The organism is Dokdonella sp., assembly GCF_017744955.1.
GTDB lineage: Bacteria > Pseudomonadota > Gammaproteobacteria > Xanthomonadales > Rhodanobacteraceae > Dokdonella_A.
Window position 1 is genome coordinate 667,670 of sequence record NZ_JAGIAG010000002.1, and the last position, 20,305, is coordinate 687,974.

Sequence of the window (20,305 nt, forward strand, 5' to 3'; positions counted from 1 at the left end):
TGCACGCACGCTACGGCGTGGTCGAGGTATCCATGCTCACCAGTCCGGTCGCGACCATCCTGGCCATGATGAAATCGACGAACACGCTCGCTGCGCGCGGCAGCTGCTTGCGGCTCTGATACACCAGGAACAACTCGAGGCCGTTGATGCCATAGTCGGGCAGGACCCGCACGAGCTGGCCGCTGTGCATGGCTTGACGGGTCGTGACATCGGGCAGGAGCACGATGCCCATGCCGGCCACGCCGGCCTTGAGCAGCGCGAAGGCGGAATTGGCCTGGAATCGCCCGCGCACTTCCACGTCGGCCGGGCCCTCGGGGCCATCGAGGTGCCAGACCGCGCGGCCGGCGGTCGATTGCAGGACGAGGCAATCGTGCGTCGCCAGGTCATCGAGGGATTGCGGTGTCCCATGCGTCGCGAGATAGGCCGGACTCGCCGCCAGAAAGGCGCGGTTGCTGCCGACGCGACGCGCGATGAGTGTCGGCTCGTGGATCGCGCCGGCGCGAATGGCGACGTCGATGCCTTCCGCGACGAGATCGGCGCGCCGGTCGCTGAGCACGAAATCCAGTCGGACCTTCGGATGTTCGAGCAGGAATTCCTGCACCCACGACGGCTCGAACCAGTAGAAGAAATCCGCAGGCGCCGCCACGCGTACTTTGCCGCTCGGCACCCGGCTGCCTTCGGCGAGCTCCTGCGCCGCTTCCGACACGATTTCGATCTGTTCGGCGCTGCGAGCGTATAGCGCTTCACCGGCGTCGGTCAGCGTCAGCTTGCGCGTCGAGCGATGCAACAGGCGCAATCCAAGCTGTTCTTCCAGTTGCTGGATGCGCCGGCTGGCAGTGTTCGATGGCATGCCGGTACGGCGCGCGGCTTCCGCAAAGCTTCCGGCCTTCACCACCTGCACGAACAGGGCGACATCGTTGAGATCAATCACAAGCAGCCTCCGAGCGGAAGCCTCCGCCGTCCCGGAAGCCGAGGCATTGTTACCGAGACGGGGATTTCACGCATACCTCCGCCGATAGCGCCTTTTGCGCTATCGGCGGCGGGATCTCGGTGATATCCGTGGCTTGCGCAGCCACTTACCTGGCCGAGCGCGCATCCAGGCTGTAGCCGCCGGCGCCATTCGCGGCGAGCATCAAGAACCCGCCGGCGATGGCGATGTTCTTCATGAAATGGATCATCTGGTTCTGGTCGCCGAAGTTGCTGTGGAACATCAGTGCCGTCAGCACGGTGAAGCCAGCGAGCAGGATCGCTGCGATGCGGGTCTTCCAGCCGGCAATGATGGCGATGGCACCGCCGACTTCGGTCAGGATGACCAGCGGCAGCAACGCAGCAGGGGCACCCACGGATGTCATGTAGCTGGCGGTCGCGGAGTAGGCGGCGATCTTGCCGAGGCCAGACATCAGGAACAGGGCGGAGAGCAGGATGCGGCCGAACAGCTCGGTCGAATTGCGCAGCGTGGCCGAGGCCGCGGGAGCAGTCAGGGTTTGGGCGTGAGTGGACATGGCGGTACTCCTTCGAGGAATGAATTGGGTGACATCGCAAACCCGATGAAGCGGAGCGGTCTGCGTAGGCAAACTCTAGGCGCCGCATCGTGACGTCACTAGCCGGCTGAATGGGATTTCACCCCTCCACGAATGGCCGCAATCCGATCCGGATTCCTCGTGGCTGGATTTGCGGCTGTTTATGGACGAGTGCCATCCGGTTGCGCCATCTAGTTGGCGAACGGAGCGAATCGTAGATTTGCGCCGTGGAACGTTCCGCATGCGGGAACGCTCCCGACTCTTCATGAGGAGAACACGGCCATGAGCGGAAACACGATGCTTCGCGACGGGGCCATGGAGCGAACGGCAGGGGATTCGATCACATGGACCCTGCGCGTCCTCATGCTGTCCATCGTCGTTTGGTTGCTGCAGGCTTGCTCGACGCTGCCGCGCACCGACGCGCTGCCGAAATCGGAAGCCGATGCCGCAGCGATTCCCGGCATCCCGAATGCCCGTTATTGGCTGGATAGCGACATCGTTCCGTTCGCGAGAAGTGCGATCGGAGACATTGGCCGAGCGCGGACCGCGTTCGCGCAATCCGGAACGACGGCGCAAGCGCTGCCGCCGGCCGCGATCCTGGCGATTTCTGGTGGCGGCGAGAACGGCGCCTTCGCGGTGGGCCTGCTCGAAGGCTGGACCGCGCATGGCGATCGTCCGCAGTTTCGCGTGGTCACCGGTGTCAGCGCCGGCGCGCTGATCGCTCCGTTCGCCTTCCTCGGTCCGTCCTACGACGCGCAGCTGCACGATGCCATCCTGTCCATCGGGCGCGAGAAGCTCTTCCGCTCGCGCGGAGTGTTCGGTCTCTTGAGCGACGGTTTCGCCGACAACCAGCCGGCCATCGAATTCGTGGCCAAGTACATGACGCCGGACGTCCTTCGCGCCGTCGCCGCAGAGTATGCAAAAGGACGCGCGCTGATGATCGGCACGACGGAGATGGATTCCGGCCGCGCGGTGACTTGGAATATGGGTGCGATCGCTGCCAGCGGAGCCCCGAATGCGCTAGATCTCTTCCGGAAAGTGATGGTGGCTTCCGCCAGCATTCCGGGCGCCGTGTCTCCGGTCATGATCGACGTCGAGGCGAACGGCAAGCGCTACCAGGAGATGCACGTGGACGGAGGCGTCAACGCGCAGGTGTTCACCTATCCTTCCACGATGCTGGCCGTCATGCAGGAGCTGACCGGCGAACCCTATCGCGGTGCCATCCAGGTCTACGTGATCCTCAACTGGAAGGTGGCGCCGGAGTGGTCCGTCACGCCACGCAGCACACTGGCGATCGGTGGCCGCGCCTTGGGGATGCTGTTGCAGCGCCAATCCGTCGCCGACCTCGACCGCATCTACCGCACCGCGCATCAGGATGGGGCCGACTACAACCTCGCGGCCATCGGAGCGGATTTCCAATACCCCAAGCACAAACGATTCGACCCGAAGTACATGAACGACCTGCTTGGCTACGGCTACCGGCTCGGTTCCGCGGGGTATGCGTGGAAGAAAACGCCGCCGCGGCCAGATGCACCAGCAACCAAGGTGGCGGTTCTCGGAGAACAAGGCATCCCAGGCATGCCATGACGCAACGCATGTGCCGTGGAAATGAGGGGCGCCGTCCACCGTGCCCCTCACAGGCCGGTCCAGTATCTGTCAGGCTTTCTTCGCGTGTGCCGAACACCAGCCCTTGGCGTTGACCGACTTGCCGGGGAACAGCTGGCATGTGCCCCATGCAGCGGCGCCCTGGAAGAAGTTGCAATTGGCACACGCGCTGCCGGCCGTGTAGGTCGAGAACTTGACCTTGTCCGCCTGCGCCGCGTCTTCGACGTAGCCGAGCGTTTGCGCCGTGGCATCGGTCGGCGATAGATGGGGCAAGTCGTCTGCGTTCGCTTGACGCGGCAGCATGCCGGCGAGCGCGGCGGCCCCGAGTGCGGCCCCTGTGCCGACGAGGAAACGGCGGCGGATCTGATCGGTTCCGATCTGATCGGTTCCGAAACTTGGTCGTTGATCGATTCTTTTCACGATGTCACCTCTGCTTGGGATAAAACACCTGGCGATGGATCTCGTTCGCTACTTTTCCGCCGGCGGCAACGACGCCAGCCATGTGGCGAACGCCTGGATCGACTCGTCGCCGAGTGCGTGGGCAACGCCGTGCATGACGAAGTCGTTGCTGCCGTATTGCGGCTGATCGCTGCGATATCCGCGCAGACGCGCCACGAGGTAGGGAGCATGCCGGCCGCCCAGTCTCGGATACGCCGCGTAGCGGCCGCCGGCGTAGGCCGGCGCTCTCGCATCGGCGCCGTGGCGCCCCTGGCAGGGAGGGACACCACGTTCGCGATCGCCGTCAAGGAACAGTTGTTCGCCATGACTGACGGCTTGCATGCTGGTCCCAGAAGGAGAGGGCGTCGACGTTTGTGCCGCGAAATGGGCGGCGAGGTTGCGCATGTCTGCGTCGCTCAAGGGCCATGGCAGGCGACGCACGTGATCGCCTTCGCAGCACCAGCCGTGGCATCAACCTGGATCGGTTCGATCCGACGAGGTTCTGCCTATGGCTCTTAAGCTCTGCCAACTGCCCGAGCTGTATGAGCGTATTGTCGACCGGCAGGTGACGGCCCCTCGTGACGGCACCCGGTCCAAGGCGCGAGACAGCGCAATGTCGGGCGCGAGTGGCGTTGTCCTAAGCTCATCCTCCACTAGGCGCTGCTCGGCCACGTCGAGGACATGGCTGCCCGCCCCAGGCGGTTGCGCCCCATACGATCTTCTTCGCCGCGTCGGCGATGTTCGCGGTGGCGTCGACGATCGCGGATTTTGTCTGCCCAGCTCAAGCAGGGCGGGGGTCAGGTGTTCCGCTGCAGCTTCGGCGATCCACGCGTCAACGCGTGGATCACGATTCCGACGCGAGCTGGCCGCCGGGTGACGTGGGATTCCGTCGCCATGCGACGACCGCGACTGCGATGAACAACAGCAGCACGACACCTTGGGCCATGGCGAACGGCGGCTCCGATCCCGTAGGCGCGAGTCGGTGCAGCTGCGGCACCTTCAGGAACAGCTGGGCCACGAGCACGAATACGTTGAGCCACTGGCTGATCGTGGCGCCGACGATGAACGTGCGTTTCCAGCCGCCGGACAAACGATACGGCCGCCACGCCAACCAGGTCGGCACGAGCACCAGCAGCGCGATCGCACCCACCACGTGCGATGGGAGCACCTGATCGCGATGGAACAAGTAGCCGGTCAGGCTCGTCAGCGCGGTGGAGACCAGAAAGATCCATGCGACGTTGGAGCGGAAGCGCGAGCGCAGGAAATCGCCTATCAGCACGAAACCGCAGCAGATGCCGACCAGACTGAGGCCGACATGCACAACGAGAAGGGCGATCGGGTCCACGACTGACTCCTCAAGGTTTGCGGAATTCAACGGGCGGGGAAACAGCTCCGGAAGATTGCTTCGGGCCAAGCGGATCGTTACCTGGCGCTTCCGAGGCTCGCCAAGTATGGATTCCGGGGTCATGAAGAGTATGCGAACCCGGTTCGCCGTGGTGGATGGCTACCGCACTTTCACGTGCGACTCGAAGACGGGCAGCACTGGCATTACGAGCCGCCGACCGACCACGACGCCGCCTGGCTCGCGATTGATCAGGGTCGTCTGCGTGCCTCCGAAGCCGTCGAGACCGGACAGTTCGCCGTATTCGAGGAAAGCCAGGGCGGTGCGATCGAGTTGCAGGCCGATAGCGCCACGTCGTTCTTGATCGGCTCGGCGATCAAGCATCCCGCGTCCCTTGGTGCTCGGCTACTACTTCGTGCACACCAGCGCGGAAGCACGCGCACGCGGCGAAGCCGACAGGCCGCCAACTGGCGCGAGAGTTGGCCATCGAGTTGCTGGACGTCGAGCCAACTGCTCGGCAGCACAATCCGGTTGATCATCGCGCCGACTGCCGCTGTCTCGAATTACGCCCAGCCACCGAAGCCAGTCGCCGGCAGCTCGCCGGCCCGAAGAATGCGCAAAAGTCGGATGGCTGACCACGGTACGCGGTTGCGGCCGGAGTCCCAATGCCGCACGGTGCGCAGGCACACGCCGAGCATGTCGGCGCAAGCTCGCTAGCAGGCAGCTCAAGCGCAGCTCCCGAAAACCCCGGCGAGCAGAGCCAGACACGCCGACGGCGACTCTTCCGGACTAGCTTGATACGTGCGCAATGTATATTATGTAAAATTACATCGAGCACGAGATCGCCGCACGAGATCGTCGAGTGCCGCACGTGCCGCAAAACCGGCCTATGGGCTTGTTCCCCATTCGGCAGCCCCATAGCGTCACTTCATCTGAATTCGACAGGTCCAGGTCACGACAGCTTTGCCGAGCACCGATACCTAGCTCGGCCCTGACAGCTCACCGGCTGTCCACGCCCACGCACCTGTCCGTAGCCCTTCGTCGGCCCCGCAGCATGCGAAAGCTCTCCGGAAGCCAAACGGAAGCATCTCGAAAGTGTTGCTCAAACCAAATAAAACCAATCGCTTGGCGGCAAGTGGGATATTCAGCCTGTCTGTCGCCGGAGCGTCACCGGCGCCAGCCGACCGCGCCGTATCCCGGCCGCACTTTGACCATCATCTTCCCGGAAACCGCCTAGTTATGAGCATACGCCTCCCCTCAAGGACCTCTCTGCCGTTCGCTCTCGCCTGCCTCATGGCCTCCGTCGGTCAAGCCCAGTCGATCCGCTTTCACAGCGATGACGCGGTCGTCACCGATCGCACGATCGACGGCAGGCGCATCACGCGCCCGGCGATGCCCGCGTCGACCGCCCTGTCCGCCGTGCCGTCAGCCGCGACGGGCGCCGACGTGTGTGGCGCCACCCCGGTAGGCTGGTATGGCCAGAGCCTGCCGGACGGCGAGTCCGGCACGTTGAACCCGATGTCGTTCAGCCGCTCGGCCACGATCAACGCGCACGGCCGCATCGCATTCAGTTCGGGCGTCGACGGCGCTGCGCGCAACCAGGGCATCTTCACCGCCGACGCGCAGGGTCTGCGCATCGTCGCACTCGGCTGCGGCGGCGACGGCGGCAGTGGCGCGACGGACAGCTGTGGCGACCCTTCGCCGATCGGCGGCAGCTTCAGCGGATTCTTCGGCGCCACCTTCGCCACGCCAGACATCAACGACAACGGCGACGTGCTGTTCCTCGCCGACATCCATGGCGGCAGCGCGCCGCGCGGCTTGTTTCTCTACCGCGCCGCCGACGCCACGTTCGAGAAAGTCGCCGCGGTCGGCGATCCGTCGCCGCTCGGCGGTACGATCACGACGCTCGGGCCCGGCAGCATGAACAACGCTGATACGGTCGTGTTCATCGCCGCCACCGACGGCGGCGACAGCTCGGACGTTTTCCTGTGGCAAGACGGCGTCACGACGAAGTACGTCGCCGCCGGGGACCCGGCCCCTGGCGGTGGCACGTTCTCCCTGATCGGCACCGAATACTGGAGCTACTCGGACGGCACGTCGATCGCCGGCGGCCCCGTGCCGGGCATCAACCAGGGCGGCATGGTGTCGTTCCGCGGCTACGTCTCCGGCGGCCAGTCGGCGGGCGGCCTGTTCCTCAGTGTCGGCGGCGTACATGCATGGTCGGTCAAGGCCGGCGACCCCACGCCCGACGGCGGCACCTATGCCGACTTCGGCGCTCCGCTCCTGAACGACAACGGCGAGATCGTCTTCTACGCCGAGCGCCTGATCGACTCGCAGCAGCTGCCGATCTGGATCGCCGGCAGCGCTGGGCAATGGCGCAAAGTGTTCGCGCCGTACGATCCCGTCGACGGCGGCATCGTCTGGGGCATGGCGTATTCGCGCAATCCCATGCGCGCGCTGAACAATGCCGGCGACGTGGCGCTGTGGATCTCGCTCTTCATGCCGGATCAGAGCGAGCGCAGCACCGTGCTGTTGAACCATGCGAACGGCGACACGCAGACGCTCGCCACGCAAGGACAACCGGCCGCGTTCGGCGGCAACTGGGGCGGCTCGTTCGACGGCTGGCCGAGCCTGAACCAGACCAGCCAGGTCCGCATCGGCGCCGCCACGCCGGGGTTCGCGCTGTCTTCTCATGTGGTGGTGACGCCGTGCACCGGTAACGACGTCATCTTCCGCGACGGCTTCGATCACGCAGCGGACTGAATCTACGGTCTCAAGGCCAACGCGTCGCTGTCCGGCTCGGCCGTCACGGTGGCGGGAAGCGCGCGTTCGCCGGCGAGCGAGCGCGCCTGCGCCAGCGCGGCCTGCCAGGCTGGGCGCTGGCCGAGCGCGCGGTACAGCCGGGCTTGCAGCAGCGCACACGAATAGTCACTCCCCGACCAGCGCGCGAGGCGGCCGACCACCGGGCCGGCCGCCTCCAGCCTGCCGTCGGCGATCAGCGTCGTGCCCCATGAAACGGCGACCCGCGCGATCTCGGCCGGTACCGTGAAGCGCTCGGCCAGCGCGAGCGCCTCGGCATAAGTCGAGGCCGCGACCTCATCGCGGTGATCGCCCCAAGCCTGCTCGGCCTGCGCCAGGCGAACCGTGACCACGACAGCCGGATCGGAGACGTCACGTGCCCAGTCCGAGAAGCGCGCCATTTCGGCTGCCGCCTCGGCTGCGTTGCCTTCGCTGCGCAGGGCGCGGATCAGGGTCAACCAGGCTTCGCTGCGCACATCCTTCCAGGGCCCGGCGGCCGTACCCGCGAGCGCTTCGCGCGCCAGCGCCGCTGCATTTCGCGGCCTCCCGGTCGCCAGTGCCAGCGTCGCCTTGCGGCTGCGGCTCATCGCCCGTATGCCGACGTCATCGACGGCGTCCGGCGCGCGAATCAGCGCATCCAGCTGCTCGTCCGCCTCGGCCAGCCGCCCGACTGCCGAAAGCGCGTTCGCATGCCAGTAGGCGAGCAATCGTCTTACCGATGGGTCGGCGAGCCGCGTGGCCAGTACCTGGCCGCGCTCGCCGACTTCGAGCGCACGTGCCGGATCGAGCAGGGCAAGATGAGCCTCGATCTGGTTCGCCAATGCAGCGGCCAGATTGCTGCGCGAATCGAAGCGCGCGAAGTGCTGCTCGGCGGCGCGGAAACTTGCCAGCGCTTCGTCCGGGCGGCCGCGCCGGCCTTTCAGCGCGCCCTCGTTCATCTCGACGCCGGCCATCGCCAGCGTATCGCCGGCCAGCTGCAGGGCGATGCGCGCACGCCCGAAATCGGCCATCGCGCCCTCGTCGTCCTCGCCGCGCAATGCGCGAGCGACGCCGCGACCACTGTAGATCTGCCCCTCCAAGGCCGGTTCGCGGTTGCCCAACAGCGCCAATGCAGCTTCGTAGTCGCGTTCGGCGCCGCGCAAATCCGACAGGCGCACCAGGCTGGCGGCACGCCCCTTCTCCGCTCTCGCGCGCAGGAGCGGATCGCCCTCCTCGCCGAGCGCGTCCAGCAGTTGCGTGAAGCGCTCGCGTGCCAATTCGAAGCGCCCCAGGCCGAAATCGGTCTGCCCCTGCAGCAGCCGGACTTCCGGCAAATCCCGCTGCGCCGGCGCGGCCGCCTCCAGCTGCCGCTGCGCGGTGACGAAATCGTTGCCCAGCAAAGCGGCGCGGATGTGCGAAACGAGAGGGTCCGCGGCTTCCCCGGACGGCTCGTGGGTCCTGCCGAGCGCCGGCAGCAGACCACCGACGGCGCGCCGCGCCGCGACGACCGGATCGGCATCGGCCACCTCGACGGCACGCGGCTGCCCGTCGACGTTGCGCAGCTCGATACTGACGACCCATCCCGACGCGTTGCGCCGCACGACCGGCGCGACGACCCACTGCGGCGCGATGGCTTCGCGCACGATCCGTTCGGCCGTTTCCGCCTCGCCTCTGTCTCGCAACAGCGAGACGACGTTGTCGCTCGGCACCACGGCAAGGCCGGCATCGCGCAGGCGTTCGGCGACCAGGTCCATCACACCTAGACGCAACCAGGTCCAGTCCCGTTCGGCACCGATGGCCGCCGGCAGCACCGCGATGTTCCGCTGCGCGGTCGCCACGTCGCGCTCGGCAGGACGCGTCTGCGCCTGCCGCAGATACAACCGGGTCGTGCCGGCAGCAACCAGTGCGAGCAGCACGAACGCCGCGATGGACCAGCGCGCGCGAAAAGGGTGCGCACGTCGTGCGACGGTAGCCTGCGGCGGACCGGCACTCGGCGAAGCGGACAATGGCGGCGCGGCGAGCGCCGTTTCCGGGGCTGCCGGCTCTTCGGCGTCGAGCTCGGCGACCCAGCGGTAGCCGAAGCGGGGAATCGTACGGATCGCACGCTGCTCGTCGCCGGTGTCGCCGATTGCACGGCGTGCCTTGAGGATCGCCTGCACGAGCTGCGTATCGGCCACGTCGGCCTTGCCCCAGATCGCTGCGCCGAGTTCGTCGCGGCCGACCGCCCGGTCGCGATGCTCGATCAGCCAGGCGATGCAGTCGAAGACCTTCGGCGAAAGCACGACCAGTTGCCCCGCATGACGCAATTCGCGCGTTGCGAGATCGATGCTGTAGGAATCGAAGTGGAAGATGCGCCGGGCCACCGCGCGAGCGTAGCGTGCGCGCAGGTGCGGCGCCATGCTGGAAGATCTTGCGCACGCAAGTTGCATGAAGCGAGCACGTCTGCAACATGCTTCCGGGTAGCCATCAGCAGTACGTCACATGCACTTGATTCGGCGCTCTTCCTGTAGCGGCGAAAGCGGCTTCGAGGGGGCGCTCTGACCAAAATCTCCGCGCTGATCGTCGATTCAGTCCTTCGTCCGCTTACCCCGGGCCGTCTCGAACTGCCTCCACCGGCACTTGATCGCCTCCAGGTAGGGTGCGGGTGTACCGGCTTTCCAGGAGCGAGGAATGTCGCCGGCGGCGACGTACATGGCTTCGACCTCCGAGTTTGCGAAGTGCAACTTTCCCTTCGGATCCAGGCCAATGAGGTCGCGATCGAAAAGCGCGTGCAAATCCCGGCGCAACAGCAGGCAATTGCCATCCGTGTTGTCGCGGGATTCCGCATAGGTCCAAATGTGGGCGGCTTCCAACGCGTCGGTGCAGCGCAGTCCCGTTATGGCGCAACGATGCGAAAAAACACGGAGCGCCCGGTTGCGGAAAGCGACCTGCTCGGGCCGCAACTCCATCATTGAAGCCTTACGCTTCTTCAGCGTCCGCCGAGGGCCAACAGGCGCGCCCCAGGGGGCTTCGCGCGAGATCTCGGGTTGAGACTTCACGCGGCGACCCTTGGCGTCATGCCACTCAGCGCGGGGTTCGCCATCTTCCAGCCAGATTCGCAATGCCCCTGCTACCCAGTGCTGACCTTTTTTGTACGTGACGGTAACGTCATTCGGCGCGTTTCGAGAAAGCCATCCGGGGACTTGCATCGATTGCCCACACTCCGACTCGACCATCAGAGTCTCGACCGGCCCGTCAGGCTGGGAAAGAAAGCTCTGCGGAACGCGGTCCATCCACAAATCCGGATCGAGCGGCCACCGAATATAGAAAGCAGCTTTCTGTTCCAAACGAAGTCTCCCTGGCGGTGAAGCGCAATCGTACGCGAAGCACATGGCAGGCCTTGTCGCATCGCCGCGCGGTGAAGAGCGTCGAGCGCCTCGGGCTCGGTGGCCCGGTCGCGCGCTGGCGCCGGCTGCGCGAGCGCCTCCATCGCGACGTGCGCAAGAACGGCTACGACGCCGAGCGCAACACCTTCGTGCGCGCCTACGGCCAGGAGCCACTCGACGCCAGCCTGCTGCTGCTGCCGCAGCTCGGCTTCCTGCCGCCGATGGACCGGCGCATTCGCGGCACCGTCGCGGCGATCGAGTGCGATCTCGTCCGTCGCGGTTTCGTTTTGCGCTACGACACGCGCGAAGCCGACGACGGCCTTCCGCAGGGCGAAGGCGCGTTCCTGCCGTGCAGTTTCTGGCTCGCCGACGCCTACGCGATGTGCGGGCGCCGGCGCGACGCGAAGCGCCTGTTCGGGCGCCTGCTGAAACTGCGCAACGACGTCGGCCTGCTCTCGGAGGAGTACGACGTCGAGCGCAAGCGTGTGGTCGGCAATTTCCCGCAGGCGTTCCCGCCCATCGCGCTGATCAACACGGCGCCGAACCTGCGCCGCGTCGCTCCTCCGGCCGAGCGGCGCGCCGATCGCTCGGCCGGCGAAGTCGATACGGGAGAATCGCGGCGCCGCGCAACCGGTCTTCGTGTCCGCTGACCGCCCTCCCCCTCTTTCCGCCGCGCGACGCCTGCCGGACTACTCGAACCCGTTCGCGAAGATCGCATCGTCCGTCGCGACGACGTCGTGGATGCTCACCGAGTCGAGCTGCACCCAGAAGCTCTGGTCGCCCTCGCTGACCTGCCACGACGTCTTCTCGAAGAGTTCCGGTCCGAACGTGCGGTTGATGCGGTTCAGGTCGTCCGAGTCGAACAGGTTGCCGCCCGGATTGAACAGCTCGAACTCGAACAGCTGCCCCGAGGCCGTCGGCGTGCTCATCAGATGGATGCCGTCGGACATCGGATAGTCGTTGGTGAGCATGACGGACGGATCGTTCGCGGTCGCGACCAGGGTTTCGCTGGCCTCGCCCGCCTGGAGACGGAACGTGTCCAGGCGGATCGGATAGCTCGTGGCGTTGCCGGGAGCGAGCTCGATGCCGTCGGGCGACACGACGAACGACAGCGTGACCGGCGTGCCGACCGCGATGCCTGCGAACGGTCCGCCGGCGAGGTCGTTGTAGCCGACCGTGCCGTGCGCCTCGACCACGGCGTCGCTCGGCTCGTCGGAGCGCAGGTCGACGATGAACGCGGCCATGACGCCGTCGGCGTCCAAGCCCCAGCCGCCGATCGTCTTGCCGTCGGCGGAAATCGCCGTGCCCGCGGCCAGGAACCAGTGATCGGGAATCGTCACGCCGTGCGCGGTGGCGTAGTCGGCCAGCGGCTGGAGGCCGGTCTCGGGCGTCCAGATGGTCGCGGTGCGCACCGGCCAGACGCCGCTCGCGCCGACGATCACGTTGCCGTCGTCGCTGACGGCGAACGCGTAGGACTCGGGCGGCAGGAAGCCGTCCGGAGCCGACGTCGTCGCCGGCAGGTCGGTCAGGCGCATCGTCGCCGGCGACACCGAGGCGGCGGTGCGGGCGGTGTTCCGCTTCTCCGCCGGCAGGATGCCGATCGGCTGCGCGCCGGTCGCCGCGGTCCAGCGCCAGGCTTCGCTGCCGTTGGCCGTGTAGTAGCCGCCGCCGACCACCACGCTGCCGTCGGCGGTGGCCGCCGACGCCTCGCCGATCGGGTTGCCGTCGGCATCGGTCATGTCGATCGGCGAGCCGTTCTTCCAGACCACGCCGGAGCGATAGCCGTCCGGCTGGTCGTTCCAGCCGAACGCGATGCTGCCGTCGCGGCTGATGCCGTTGGCGCGCGAGAACGTGGTCGGCCGGTTGACCGGCAGGCGCGCGATGCCGTCCGCCGCGGTCCAGCGGAACGCGATCGGATTGCCGGTCTCGTCGTAGGCGAGGCCGACGGCGACGCCGTCGTCGGAAACCCCGTAGGTGGAACTGAGGAACCCGTCGACTTCGGAACTCCCCGGATACGCACCGATGACCACCGGCCCGACCACCGACACGTTGCTGTAGGCGACCGCGGCGACTTCGTTGCCGTCGGCGTCGTGCACGGCGCCGGCGAGCGGCTGCGCCCAGTCGTTCATGCCGACCGCGTCGAGGAAGTCGGGGATCGATTGCACCCCGTTCTCCGGCGTCCAGCGCCACGACGGCGCACCGCTGTAGCCGGTGGCGAACACGCCGGTGCCGATGCGGCCGTTGTGCGAGAGCGCGGCGACGCCGCTGTTCTGGGCGAGCGGGCGGAACGTGCCGGCCTCGGCCAGGCCGACGTGGACGGATGCGGCGAGCGCCGCGACGACGAACAGACGCATGGTGGACTCCTGTGACACGCAACGAGCTTCGGACCATGAGCGCACACCGCGGCCGGTGCCATTCGCGGTGCTTTCGCGCAGGTTTCGCGTTCGTTTTCGGCGCTTGAGAATCAAAGGCTTGCGGACGAGGCGCCGCCGTTGAACAAGGCCGCGTCCGGCGGAATCTCGCGATCGCCGGCGCTGCCGCGCGCCCTCGCCAGCGCCTGTTCCCAGGCCGCCCGCTGGCCAAGCGCCGAGTACAGGCGCGCCTGCAGCAGCGCGCAGCCGAAGTCCCGCTCCGCCCATTGCGCGACGCGGCCGACCACGGCGGTGGCGCGCTCGGTCTGCCCCGAGGCGATCAGATGCCGGCCGTAGGACAGCGCGACCTCGACCACGTCCGCCGGCACCGCGCCCGCCGAGGCGAGTTCGAGCGCCCGCTCGTAGTCGGCGGATGCGTCGCCGGCGGGCCCGGCAGTGCCCTGCTGCGCGGCGCGCTGCTCGGCTTCGGCCAGGATCGCGAAGCGCAGCGCCGCCGGCTGGCGGCTCGATCGCGCCCAGTCGGCGAAGCGCGCGACCTGGTCGGCGGCCTCCTTCGCGCGCCCCGCGGCGCGCAGCGCGCGCGTGCCGGTGAGCCAGGCCGCCGCGCGGCCGCGCGCATCGTCGCCGTCGATCAAGGTCGGCAAGGCCACCAGGACCAGCTCCGCCGCCTGCCCGGCCTGCCCGGAGTCGAGCGCGATGCGCGCGAGCTCGACGCGCGCCGACGCCAGCACGGATTTCTCGCGCGCCGGGTCGGCACCGGTGGTGACGCCCTCCAGCAGCGCGACGGCTTCGCGTCGGTGCCCGTTCGCCTCGAGCGCGAGCGCACGGTTGATCTCCAGCGCGTGGCGGATGCGCGGATTGCTCAGCCGCTCGCGGCTCGGCCAGGCGCGATCGCTGGCGGCGAGCGCCGCGTGCGGCTCCAGCAGCGCAAGCTGGGCGCCGATCTGGACATTGCTCGCCATGGCCAGCTCGTTCAAGGTGCCGAAGCGCTCGAAACGCTCCGCCGCGCGATCGAGCGGGCCGACGGCGGCCGCGTAGCGGTCGCGGGCGGCTTCGAGCATGCCCTCGTTCGCCTCGGTGCGCGCCAGCGCCAGCGCGTCGCCGGCGATGTCGAACGCCACGCGCGCCTTCGCGTACGCCGCCCGCGATTCCTCGTCCTGGCCGAGAACCTGCGCCGCGATGGCGCGCCCCATGTAGGCCTGCCCCAGCTCGTCGGGCTCGGCGCGGTCCTGCAACAGCGAGGCGGCTTCGCCATAGACCTGCTTCGCCGCGTCGGCGTGGCCGAGGCGGATGGCGGCATGGCCGATGCCGTTCAGCACGCGCGCCCGCAGCACCGGATCGCTCTCGCTCGAGGTCTGCGCCAGCAGCGCGCGCAGGCGACGGTCGGCGGCCTCGAATTCGCCGGCGCGGAAGTCGACGTGGGCCAGGCGCAGCGCGTATTCGGCGGACTGCTTCAGCGCCTCGGGTGCGGAGTCGAGCAGACGGCGCGCGCCGGCGAGGTCGTCGGTCAGCACCGCCGCTTCGACCCGCTGCAGCAGCTTGGCGTCGGCCCAACCCTGCGGGTCGTTCGCATCCGGCGGAGGAATCTTGCCGAGCGCGGTCAGCAGGCGATCGCTCGCCGCCCGGCCGGCGAGCAGCACGTCGACGTCGTGGGCATCCACGGCGATCCGCGATCCGTCGCGCTGCAGTTCCAGATGCACGGTCCAGCCGCTGCGGTTCCAGGCGGCGCTGGGAACGACCAGCAGCGTCGCGCCGGTCGCGGCGCGCACGTCGGGAAGGCGCTCGTCCTGTCGCGGCGTCTTCGTCAGCGCGATCACGTTGTCGCTCGGCACCACCGGCTGGGCGCCGTCGCGCAGGCGCGTGGCGATCGCGTCCATCAGGCCGAGCCGCACCCACGACCACTCGGCCGGCGCCTGCACCTCGACCGGCAGCACGGCCGCGGCGCCGGCGGCGACCGGAACGACTTCGACTTCGCGGTGCTGCGCGAAACGAATGCCGGCCCACCAGGCGAGCCCGACGACCAGCGCGACCAGTGCGGCGAGCGCGAGCCGGCGACGCGGAAGCCGCGTCGCGCCGGCTGGCGTTTCTTCGGACGACGTCGGCGGCGCGTCGGTCTGCTCCATCGTCAACGGAGCGACCCACGCGTAGCCGAAGCGCGGAATGGTGCGGATCGCGTTCTGCTCGTCCGCGCTGTCGCCGACGGCGCGGCGCGCCTTCAGGATCGTCTGGCCGAGCAGCGTGTCGGTGATCTCCGTCTTGCCCCAGACGGAAGCGACCAGCTCGTCGCGACCGACGGCGCGGTCGTGCCGCTCGATCAGATAGGCGAGGCAGTCGAACACCTTCGGCGACAGCACGACGAGTTCGCCGGCGCGGCGCAGCTCGCGAGCGGAAACGTCGACGCGGCAATCGCCGAAACGGTAGGTCGTACGCGGCACTGCCTACCCGGAGATGGCGAGGGGCGCACATTTTCTGCCCGCCCGCGGAAAAAATCGACTTCGCGGCCTTTTCCCGCCGCCCGCCTCGCCGCGCCCGCCCCCTCCAACGACAGTGGCGCGGCCTCGACGCTCGATGATAGATACGACGCTCTTCGGGGGAGCGACTTCATGCGCGGCAAGGCTCACGCACATCTTCACGCGACGGCGCTGCTGCGGCGGCTCCTCGGCGTGCTGCTGCTCGTGCACGCGCTGTTCGCGCACGCGGCGTCCGACGAGGCCGCGGGCCATGCGCCGTACCGCAGCTACGGCCCGGCCGACGGACTGCCGTCGGTCTACATCCAGGCCTTGCTGCAGGATCGCCAGGGTTTCATCTGGGTCGGTACGGACAACGGCCTGTACCGCTACGACGGGCAACGCTTCCAGGCGTTCGGCCTGCGCGACGGCTTGCGCTCGGCGTTGATCACGCATCTGCTCGAGGACCGCGACGGCACGCTGTGGGTCGGCACCCGCGGCGGCCTGCACCGATGGAACGGCACCTCGTTCGCGAGCGCGGCCGAACAGGGCTTGTCCGCGACGTCGATCGCGGCGCTGGCGGAAACCGCCGACGGCCTGTGGGCCGCCACCGGCGCCGCCGGCCAGGGGCCGTTCGCACGTGACGCGGTCGGACGCTTCGCCGCCCTGCCCGGCTGGCCCGGCGGCACTGCGACCGCCATGGCCGGCGCCGCGGACGCGCGGCATGCGTGGGTCGGCGCATGGGACGGAACGCGCGCGTTCGTGCTGCGCTGGGAAGCCGGGCAATGGCAGCGCCTGGAACTTCCGCGCGGCAGCGATCGCGAACGCATCGACGACCTGCTCGAGGACGGCCAGGGCCGCGTATGGGCGCGCGGCGCGAACGGCCTGTCGATGAAATCGCGCGACGGCGAATTCGAGCCGGTCGCCGCGCCGCTGCCGATCGACGCCCAGTTCGGCTCCCTGCTGCCCGATCCGCGCGGCGGCCTGTGGCTGCCGACCGAGGCGGGCCTGCTGCACCACGACGGCGATCGCTGGGAACGCGTGTTCGGCCCGGCGAACCTTTCGGCGCAGTGGTGCCGCACGGCCTTGGTGGATCGCGAAGGTTCGCTGTGGTGGGGCTCGGCGGGACTGCACCGGCGCCTCGGTGGCGGCGTGTGGAGCGCGTACACGGCGCGCGAAGGCCTGCCGGGCGACGTGGTCTGGGCGGTGCTGCGCGATCGTGCGCAGCGCCTGTGGGTGGCGACCAATTCCGGCGCGGCCGAACTCGCCGCGTCCGGCTTCGTGCGCGTGCCGGGCACCGAAGGCAAGGATCTGCGCACGATCGCGCAGGCGCCGGACGGCCGGCTGTTCCTGGCCGGACGCATCGGCGCCGAAGTGCTCGCGTTCGATCCGCGCGACCGCACGCTGACGGCGCTGCCGTTCGCCGGCATCGACCCGACCGCGCGCGTGCTGCGCCTGCACGTCGACCGTGCCGCGACGCTGTGGGCGGCGACCTCCGATGGGTTGCATCGAGCCGATGTCGCCGCGCCGTTGCGGTTCGCGCGCGTCGAAGGCGCCGGCGCGGCCGGCGACGGCACAGTGCCCAGCGGCCTGATCGGCGACGTCCGCGAGGACGCGGCCGGCCGCCTCTGGGTCGCCGCCCAGCGTGGGCTGTGGGTACGCGACGGCGACCGCTGGCAGCGCTTCGGCAGCGCCGACGGCTTGCGCCGCGACTTCGTTTCGCATGTGCTGCCGACGTCGTCCGGCGAACTCCTGGTCGGCTACGGCGATCCGCTCGGCGTTGCGTTCGCGCGCTACGCCGAAGGCCGCCTGCGCGTGCTGCGCCACCACGACAGCGACAGCGGCAGCGCCGACGCGGTCTACCTCGTCGGCGAGGATGTCGCGCGGCGCTACTGGATCGGCGGCCCGCAGGGCATCGACCTGCTGGCCAACGATGCGCACCGGCATCTCGGCCTCGCCGACGGACTGGTCGGCGAGGACGTCGCCAGCGGTGCCTTCCTCGCCGAGGCCGACGGCCGGGTGTGGATCGGCACCAGCGCGGGACTCGCGCGTTTCGACGGCGCCGCCGCAGGCGCGCCGGTGCTGCCGCCGCCGAACGTCGCGCTGATGGATGTGCGCCTCGGCTCGCGCGACTGGCCTTCGGACGAGTCGGAGCCGCGCGTCGCGCACGATCGCAACGTGTTCGAAGCACGCCTCGCGGCGCTCAGCTACGCCGCCGCGCAGTCGCTCGAATACCGCATCCGCCTGTCCGGCCTCGAGCACGCGGCGCACGTCGCGACGAGCCCGAACGTGCGCTTCTCGGAACTGCCGCCCGGTTCGTACCGGCTCGAAGCCGCCGCGCGTACGGCGCCCGACGCTCCATGGGGACCGGTGTCGACGCTGGCCTTCGAGGTGCGGCCGGCGTGGTGGCAGACGCCGGCTTTCCGCGCCGCTCTCGTCGCCGCCGCCGCCCTGCTTCTGCTGCAACTGCTGCACTGGCGCACTGCGCTGCTGCGGCGTCGCAACCGCCAGCTCGACGCGCAGGTCGGCGAGCGCACCGCTGCGCTCCAGGTGGCCGTCGAACGCCTGCGCGAGGAAGTCGGGCAGCGCGCGGCGGCGGAAGCGGCGCTGGCGTCGGCGAACGTCGAGGAGCGCCGCCGTACCGAGCGCTTCAGCTTGATCGCGCATATCGCCTCGATTCTTTCTTCCAACCTCGATGCGGACGTGCTGGTGCTGCGCGCGGCGCAATCCCTGCGCGAGGTGATCGGCTGCGAGCACGTCGACATTCCGCTCGCCGACGCCGCGGGCGAGGTGCGTCCCGCGGCATCCTCCCCTGCCCCGGCGCACGTGCTCGACGTGCCGATCCTGCTCGGCGAGGAACGCCTCGGCGCGATCCGCGTCGCCGGCTCGCGGCCGTTCGACGACCTCGACGCGAGCAGCCTCGCGATCGTCGCCGACTGCCTCGCGGTGGCGATCGAGAACGCGCGGCTGTTCGGGCGGGCGCAGGAAGTGGCGATCGTCGCGGAACGCCAGCGCGTCGCGCACGACCTGCACGACAACGTGATGCAGATCCTCGCCTCGATCCGCATGCGCGCGCAGACGCTGGCGCGGCAGAGCCGCGGCCAGTCCGAGGCGTCGACGCGGCACGCCGACCGGCTCGCCGAACTGGCGCGCATCGCCGTCGCCGAGATGCGCAGCTACGTCGAGCAACTGCGCCCCGACGAAGCCGCGGAGCGCGCGCACGGCGACGCGCACAACGCGGGCACGCAGGACGGCACCGCCTACCTGCACGACCGCTCGCTGCCGAACGCCGTGCAGCGCCTGCTGGCGACGGCGGTGCCGGACGGCATGCGCGTGGTGTGCGACTTCGCGCGGTTCCCGCCGCAGGCGTTCGAGCACGAGGAAGCGCTGTTCCGCGTCTGCCAGGAAGCGGTGTCGAACGCGGTGCGCCATTCCGGCGCGAGCACGCTCGAAGTCAGCGGAAGCATCGTCGACGCCGCCGCGCGGATTCGCGTCAGCGACGACGGCTGCGGCATGCCCGACGGCGCGCTGCGCCGGGGCATCGGGCTGGAGAGCATGCGCCGGCGCATCGCAGCGCTCGGCGGGCGCGTGCGCATCGGCGCGGGTGCGACGCGCGGCACCGAAGTCGAAGCGGAACTGCCGCGCGCCGATCGCGTCGCCTCCGATGCCTGAGCGCGTCGCCGCGCTCGCGCATCGGGCGCGTCACTTCGCCTCGCCGGCTCCGTCGCCGCGGCGCAGCCCGCGCGCGTGCAGCGCGGCCTGCAGCCGGTCGGTCGCGCCGATCTTCGGGAACAACTGGCGCAGGTAGCTCTTCACCGTGCCCTCGGTGATGCCGAGCGCGATCGCGATGCGCTTGTTGCTGAGGCCCTGCCCGAGCAGTTCGAGCACCTGCCGTTCGCGTTGCGTCAGGGTGTCGTCCTCGCGCGTACCGCGGCGCAGGAGATGCAGCAGGCGCGTCTGCACCGGACGATGGATCCAGCTCTCGCCGGCGGCGACGTGGCGGATCGCGGCCAGGATCTCGTCGCGGCTCGCGTCCTTGAGCAGGAAGCCGTGCGCACCGGCGCTGAGCACCGCGTACACCTCGTTGTCCTCGAAGAAGCTGGTCAGGATCACGATCCTGAGATCGGGCTTGGCCGCCAGCAGCGCGCGCACCGCGTCGGGCGCCGGCAGACCCGGCATGCGCAGGTCGAGCACGACCACGTCGACGGCGTGCCTGCCGACGAACGCGAGCGCCGCCTGCGAGGAATCGGCTTCGCCGACCACGACGATGTCGGCCTCTTCCTCGAACAGCGAGACGAGTCCTTCGCGGACGATCGCGTGATCGTCCACCAGCAGCAGGCGCGCCTGCGGGGTCGGCGTGTCTTCGTCGTCGTCGGCTGCCGCCGTCGGCGACCCGTGAACGGCCAGCATCGAGATCCTCCGTGCGCTCGGCCCGCAG

General features: G+C 69.0%; 15 protein-coding genes. 4 read left to right on the forward strand and 11 right to left on the reverse strand.

Annotated features, from left to right (window positions below; all coding sequences use genetic code 11):
• Positions 1–10 precede the first annotated feature (10 nt).
• On the reverse strand, positions 11–931 hold the full coding sequence (locus J7520_RS07955) for a LysR family transcriptional regulator (protein WP_291186291.1): 921 nt from the start codon (positions 929–931) through the stop codon (positions 11–13).
• A 145-nt stretch (positions 932–1,076) separates the two neighbouring features.
• Positions 1,077–1,502, reverse strand: a complete 426-nt coding sequence (locus J7520_RS07960) for a DoxX family protein (RefSeq protein WP_291186295.1) — start codon at positions 1,500–1,502, stop codon at positions 1,077–1,079.
• Positions 1,503–1,802: 300 nt separating this feature from the next.
• On the opposite strand from J7520_RS07960, the gene J7520_RS07965 reads away from it, so the two are divergent.
• The gene (locus J7520_RS07965; protein ID WP_291186298.1) at positions 1,803–3,107 is read left to right on the forward strand and encodes a patatin-like phospholipase family protein; all 1,305 of its coding nucleotides are present in this window, start codon (positions 1,803–1,805) and stop codon (positions 3,105–3,107) included.
• Between the two features lie 69 nt (positions 3,108–3,176).
• On the opposite strand, the gene J7520_RS07970 is transcribed toward J7520_RS07965, so the two are convergent.
• From J7520_RS07970 to J7520_RS07985, 4 genes are all read right to left on the reverse strand, one after another.
• Positions 3,177–3,545, reverse strand: a complete 369-nt coding sequence (locus J7520_RS07970; RefSeq protein WP_291186301.1) for a high-potential iron-sulfur protein — start codon at positions 3,543–3,545, stop codon at positions 3,177–3,179.
• A gap of 48 nt (positions 3,546–3,593) precedes the next feature.
• Positions 3,594–3,968 (reverse strand): hypothetical protein, encoded by a 375-nt coding sequence (locus J7520_RS07975; protein WP_291186304.1) that lies wholly within the window; start codon positions 3,966–3,968, stop codon positions 3,594–3,596.
• A 439-nt stretch (positions 3,969–4,407) separates the two neighbouring features.
• Positions 4,408–4,908 carry a hypothetical protein gene (locus J7520_RS07980; RefSeq protein WP_291186306.1) on the reverse strand — a complete coding sequence of 167 codons (501 nt, stop codon included), beginning with the start codon at positions 4,906–4,908 and terminating at the stop codon, positions 4,408–4,410.
• Positions 4,909–5,067: 159 nt separating this feature from the next.
• Positions 5,068–5,289 carry a hypothetical protein gene (locus tag J7520_RS07985; RefSeq protein ID WP_291186309.1) on the reverse strand — a complete coding sequence of 74 codons (222 nt, stop codon included), beginning with the start codon at positions 5,287–5,289 and terminating at the stop codon, positions 5,068–5,070.
• 711 nt (positions 5,290–6,000) lie between these two features.
• Between J7520_RS07985 and J7520_RS07990 the strand changes: the two genes are divergently transcribed.
• A complete protein-coding gene (locus tag J7520_RS07990; RefSeq protein WP_291186312.1) occupies positions 6,001–7,668 on the forward strand; it encodes a choice-of-anchor tandem repeat NxxGxxAF-containing protein in 1,668 nt (555 codons plus the stop codon).
• A 2-nt stretch (positions 7,669–7,670) separates the two neighbouring features.
• Here J7520_RS07990 and J7520_RS07995 read toward each other — a convergent pair whose 3' ends face one another.
• Together J7520_RS07995 and J7520_RS08000 are read right to left on the reverse strand one after the other, a co-directional pair.
• The gene (locus J7520_RS07995; protein WP_345776902.1) at positions 7,671–10,112 is read right to left on the reverse strand and encodes a winged helix-turn-helix domain-containing protein; all 2,442 of its coding nucleotides are present in this window, start codon (positions 10,110–10,112) and stop codon (positions 7,671–7,673) included.
• Positions 10,113–10,250: 138 nt separating this feature from the next.
• On the reverse strand, positions 10,251–11,009 hold the full coding sequence (locus tag J7520_RS08000; protein ID WP_291186318.1) for an HNH endonuclease signature motif containing protein: 759 nt from the start codon (positions 11,007–11,009) through the stop codon (positions 10,251–10,253).
• A gap of 17 nt (positions 11,010–11,026) precedes the next feature.
• Here J7520_RS08000 and J7520_RS08005 point away from each other — a divergent pair, with 17 nt between their 5' ends.
• Positions 11,027–11,698 carry a glycoside hydrolase family 15 protein gene (locus tag J7520_RS08005; protein ID WP_291186321.1) on the forward strand — a complete coding sequence of 224 codons (672 nt, stop codon included), beginning with the start codon at positions 11,027–11,029 and terminating at the stop codon, positions 11,696–11,698.
• Positions 11,699–11,737: 39 nt separating this feature from the next.
• Here the strand turns inward: J7520_RS08005 and J7520_RS08010 are convergent, their stop codons facing one another.
• Positions 11,738–13,402: a hypothetical protein gene (locus J7520_RS08010; protein WP_291186324.1), complete on the reverse strand. Its 1,665-nt coding sequence runs from the start codon at positions 13,400–13,402 to the stop codon at positions 11,738–11,740.
• Positions 13,403–13,512: 110 nt separating this feature from the next.
• Positions 13,513–15,855, reverse strand: coding sequence for a winged helix-turn-helix domain-containing protein (locus J7520_RS08015; protein ID WP_291186327.1), 2,343 nt, complete (start codon positions 15,853–15,855; stop codon positions 13,513–13,515).
• A 168-nt stretch (positions 15,856–16,023) separates the two neighbouring features.
• On the opposite strand from J7520_RS08015, the gene J7520_RS08020 reads away from it, so the two are divergent.
• Positions 16,024–19,539 carry a two-component regulator propeller domain-containing protein gene (locus tag J7520_RS08020; protein ID WP_291186330.1) on the forward strand — a complete coding sequence of 1,172 codons (3,516 nt, stop codon included), beginning with the start codon at positions 16,024–16,026 and terminating at the stop codon, positions 19,537–19,539.
• A gap of 30 nt (positions 19,540–19,569) precedes the next feature.
• Here J7520_RS08020 and J7520_RS08025 read toward each other — a convergent pair whose 3' ends face one another.
• The gene (locus J7520_RS08025; RefSeq protein WP_291186333.1) at positions 19,570–20,277 is read right to left on the reverse strand and encodes a response regulator transcription factor; all 708 of its coding nucleotides are present in this window, start codon (positions 20,275–20,277) and stop codon (positions 19,570–19,572) included.
• Positions 20,278–20,305: the final 28 nt, after the last annotated feature.

Bases quoted from the DNA above. Each gene is read 5' to 3' on its own strand.
- J7520_RS07960 (WP_291186295.1), bottom strand. From the start codon at position 1,502: ATGTCCACTCACGCCCAAACCCTGACTGCTCCCGCGGCCTCGGCCACG.
- J7520_RS07965 (WP_291186298.1), top strand. From the start codon at position 1,803: ATGAGCGGAAACACGATGCTTCGCGACGGGGCCATGGAGCGAACGGCA.
- J7520_RS07975 (WP_291186304.1), bottom strand. From the start codon at position 3,968: ATGCGCAACCTCGCCGCCCATTTCGCGGCACAAACGTCGACGCCCTCT.
- J7520_RS07985 (WP_291186309.1), bottom strand. From the start codon at position 5,289: ATGCTTGATCGCCGAGCCGATCAAGAACGACGTGGCGCTATCGGCCTG.
- J7520_RS07995 (WP_345776902.1), bottom strand. From the start codon at position 10,112: ATGCAACTTGCGTGCGCAAGATCTTCCAGCATGGCGCCGCACCTGCGC.
- J7520_RS08010 (WP_291186324.1), bottom strand. From the start codon at position 13,402: ATGCGTCTGTTCGTCGTCGCGGCGCTCGCCGCATCCGTCCACGTCGGC.
- J7520_RS08020 (WP_291186330.1), top strand. From the start codon at position 16,024: ATGCGCGGCAAGGCTCACGCACATCTTCACGCGACGGCGCTGCTGCGG.
- J7520_RS08025 (WP_291186333.1), bottom strand. From the start codon at position 20,277: ATGCTGGCCGTTCACGGGTCGCCGACGGCGGCAGCCGACGACGACGAA.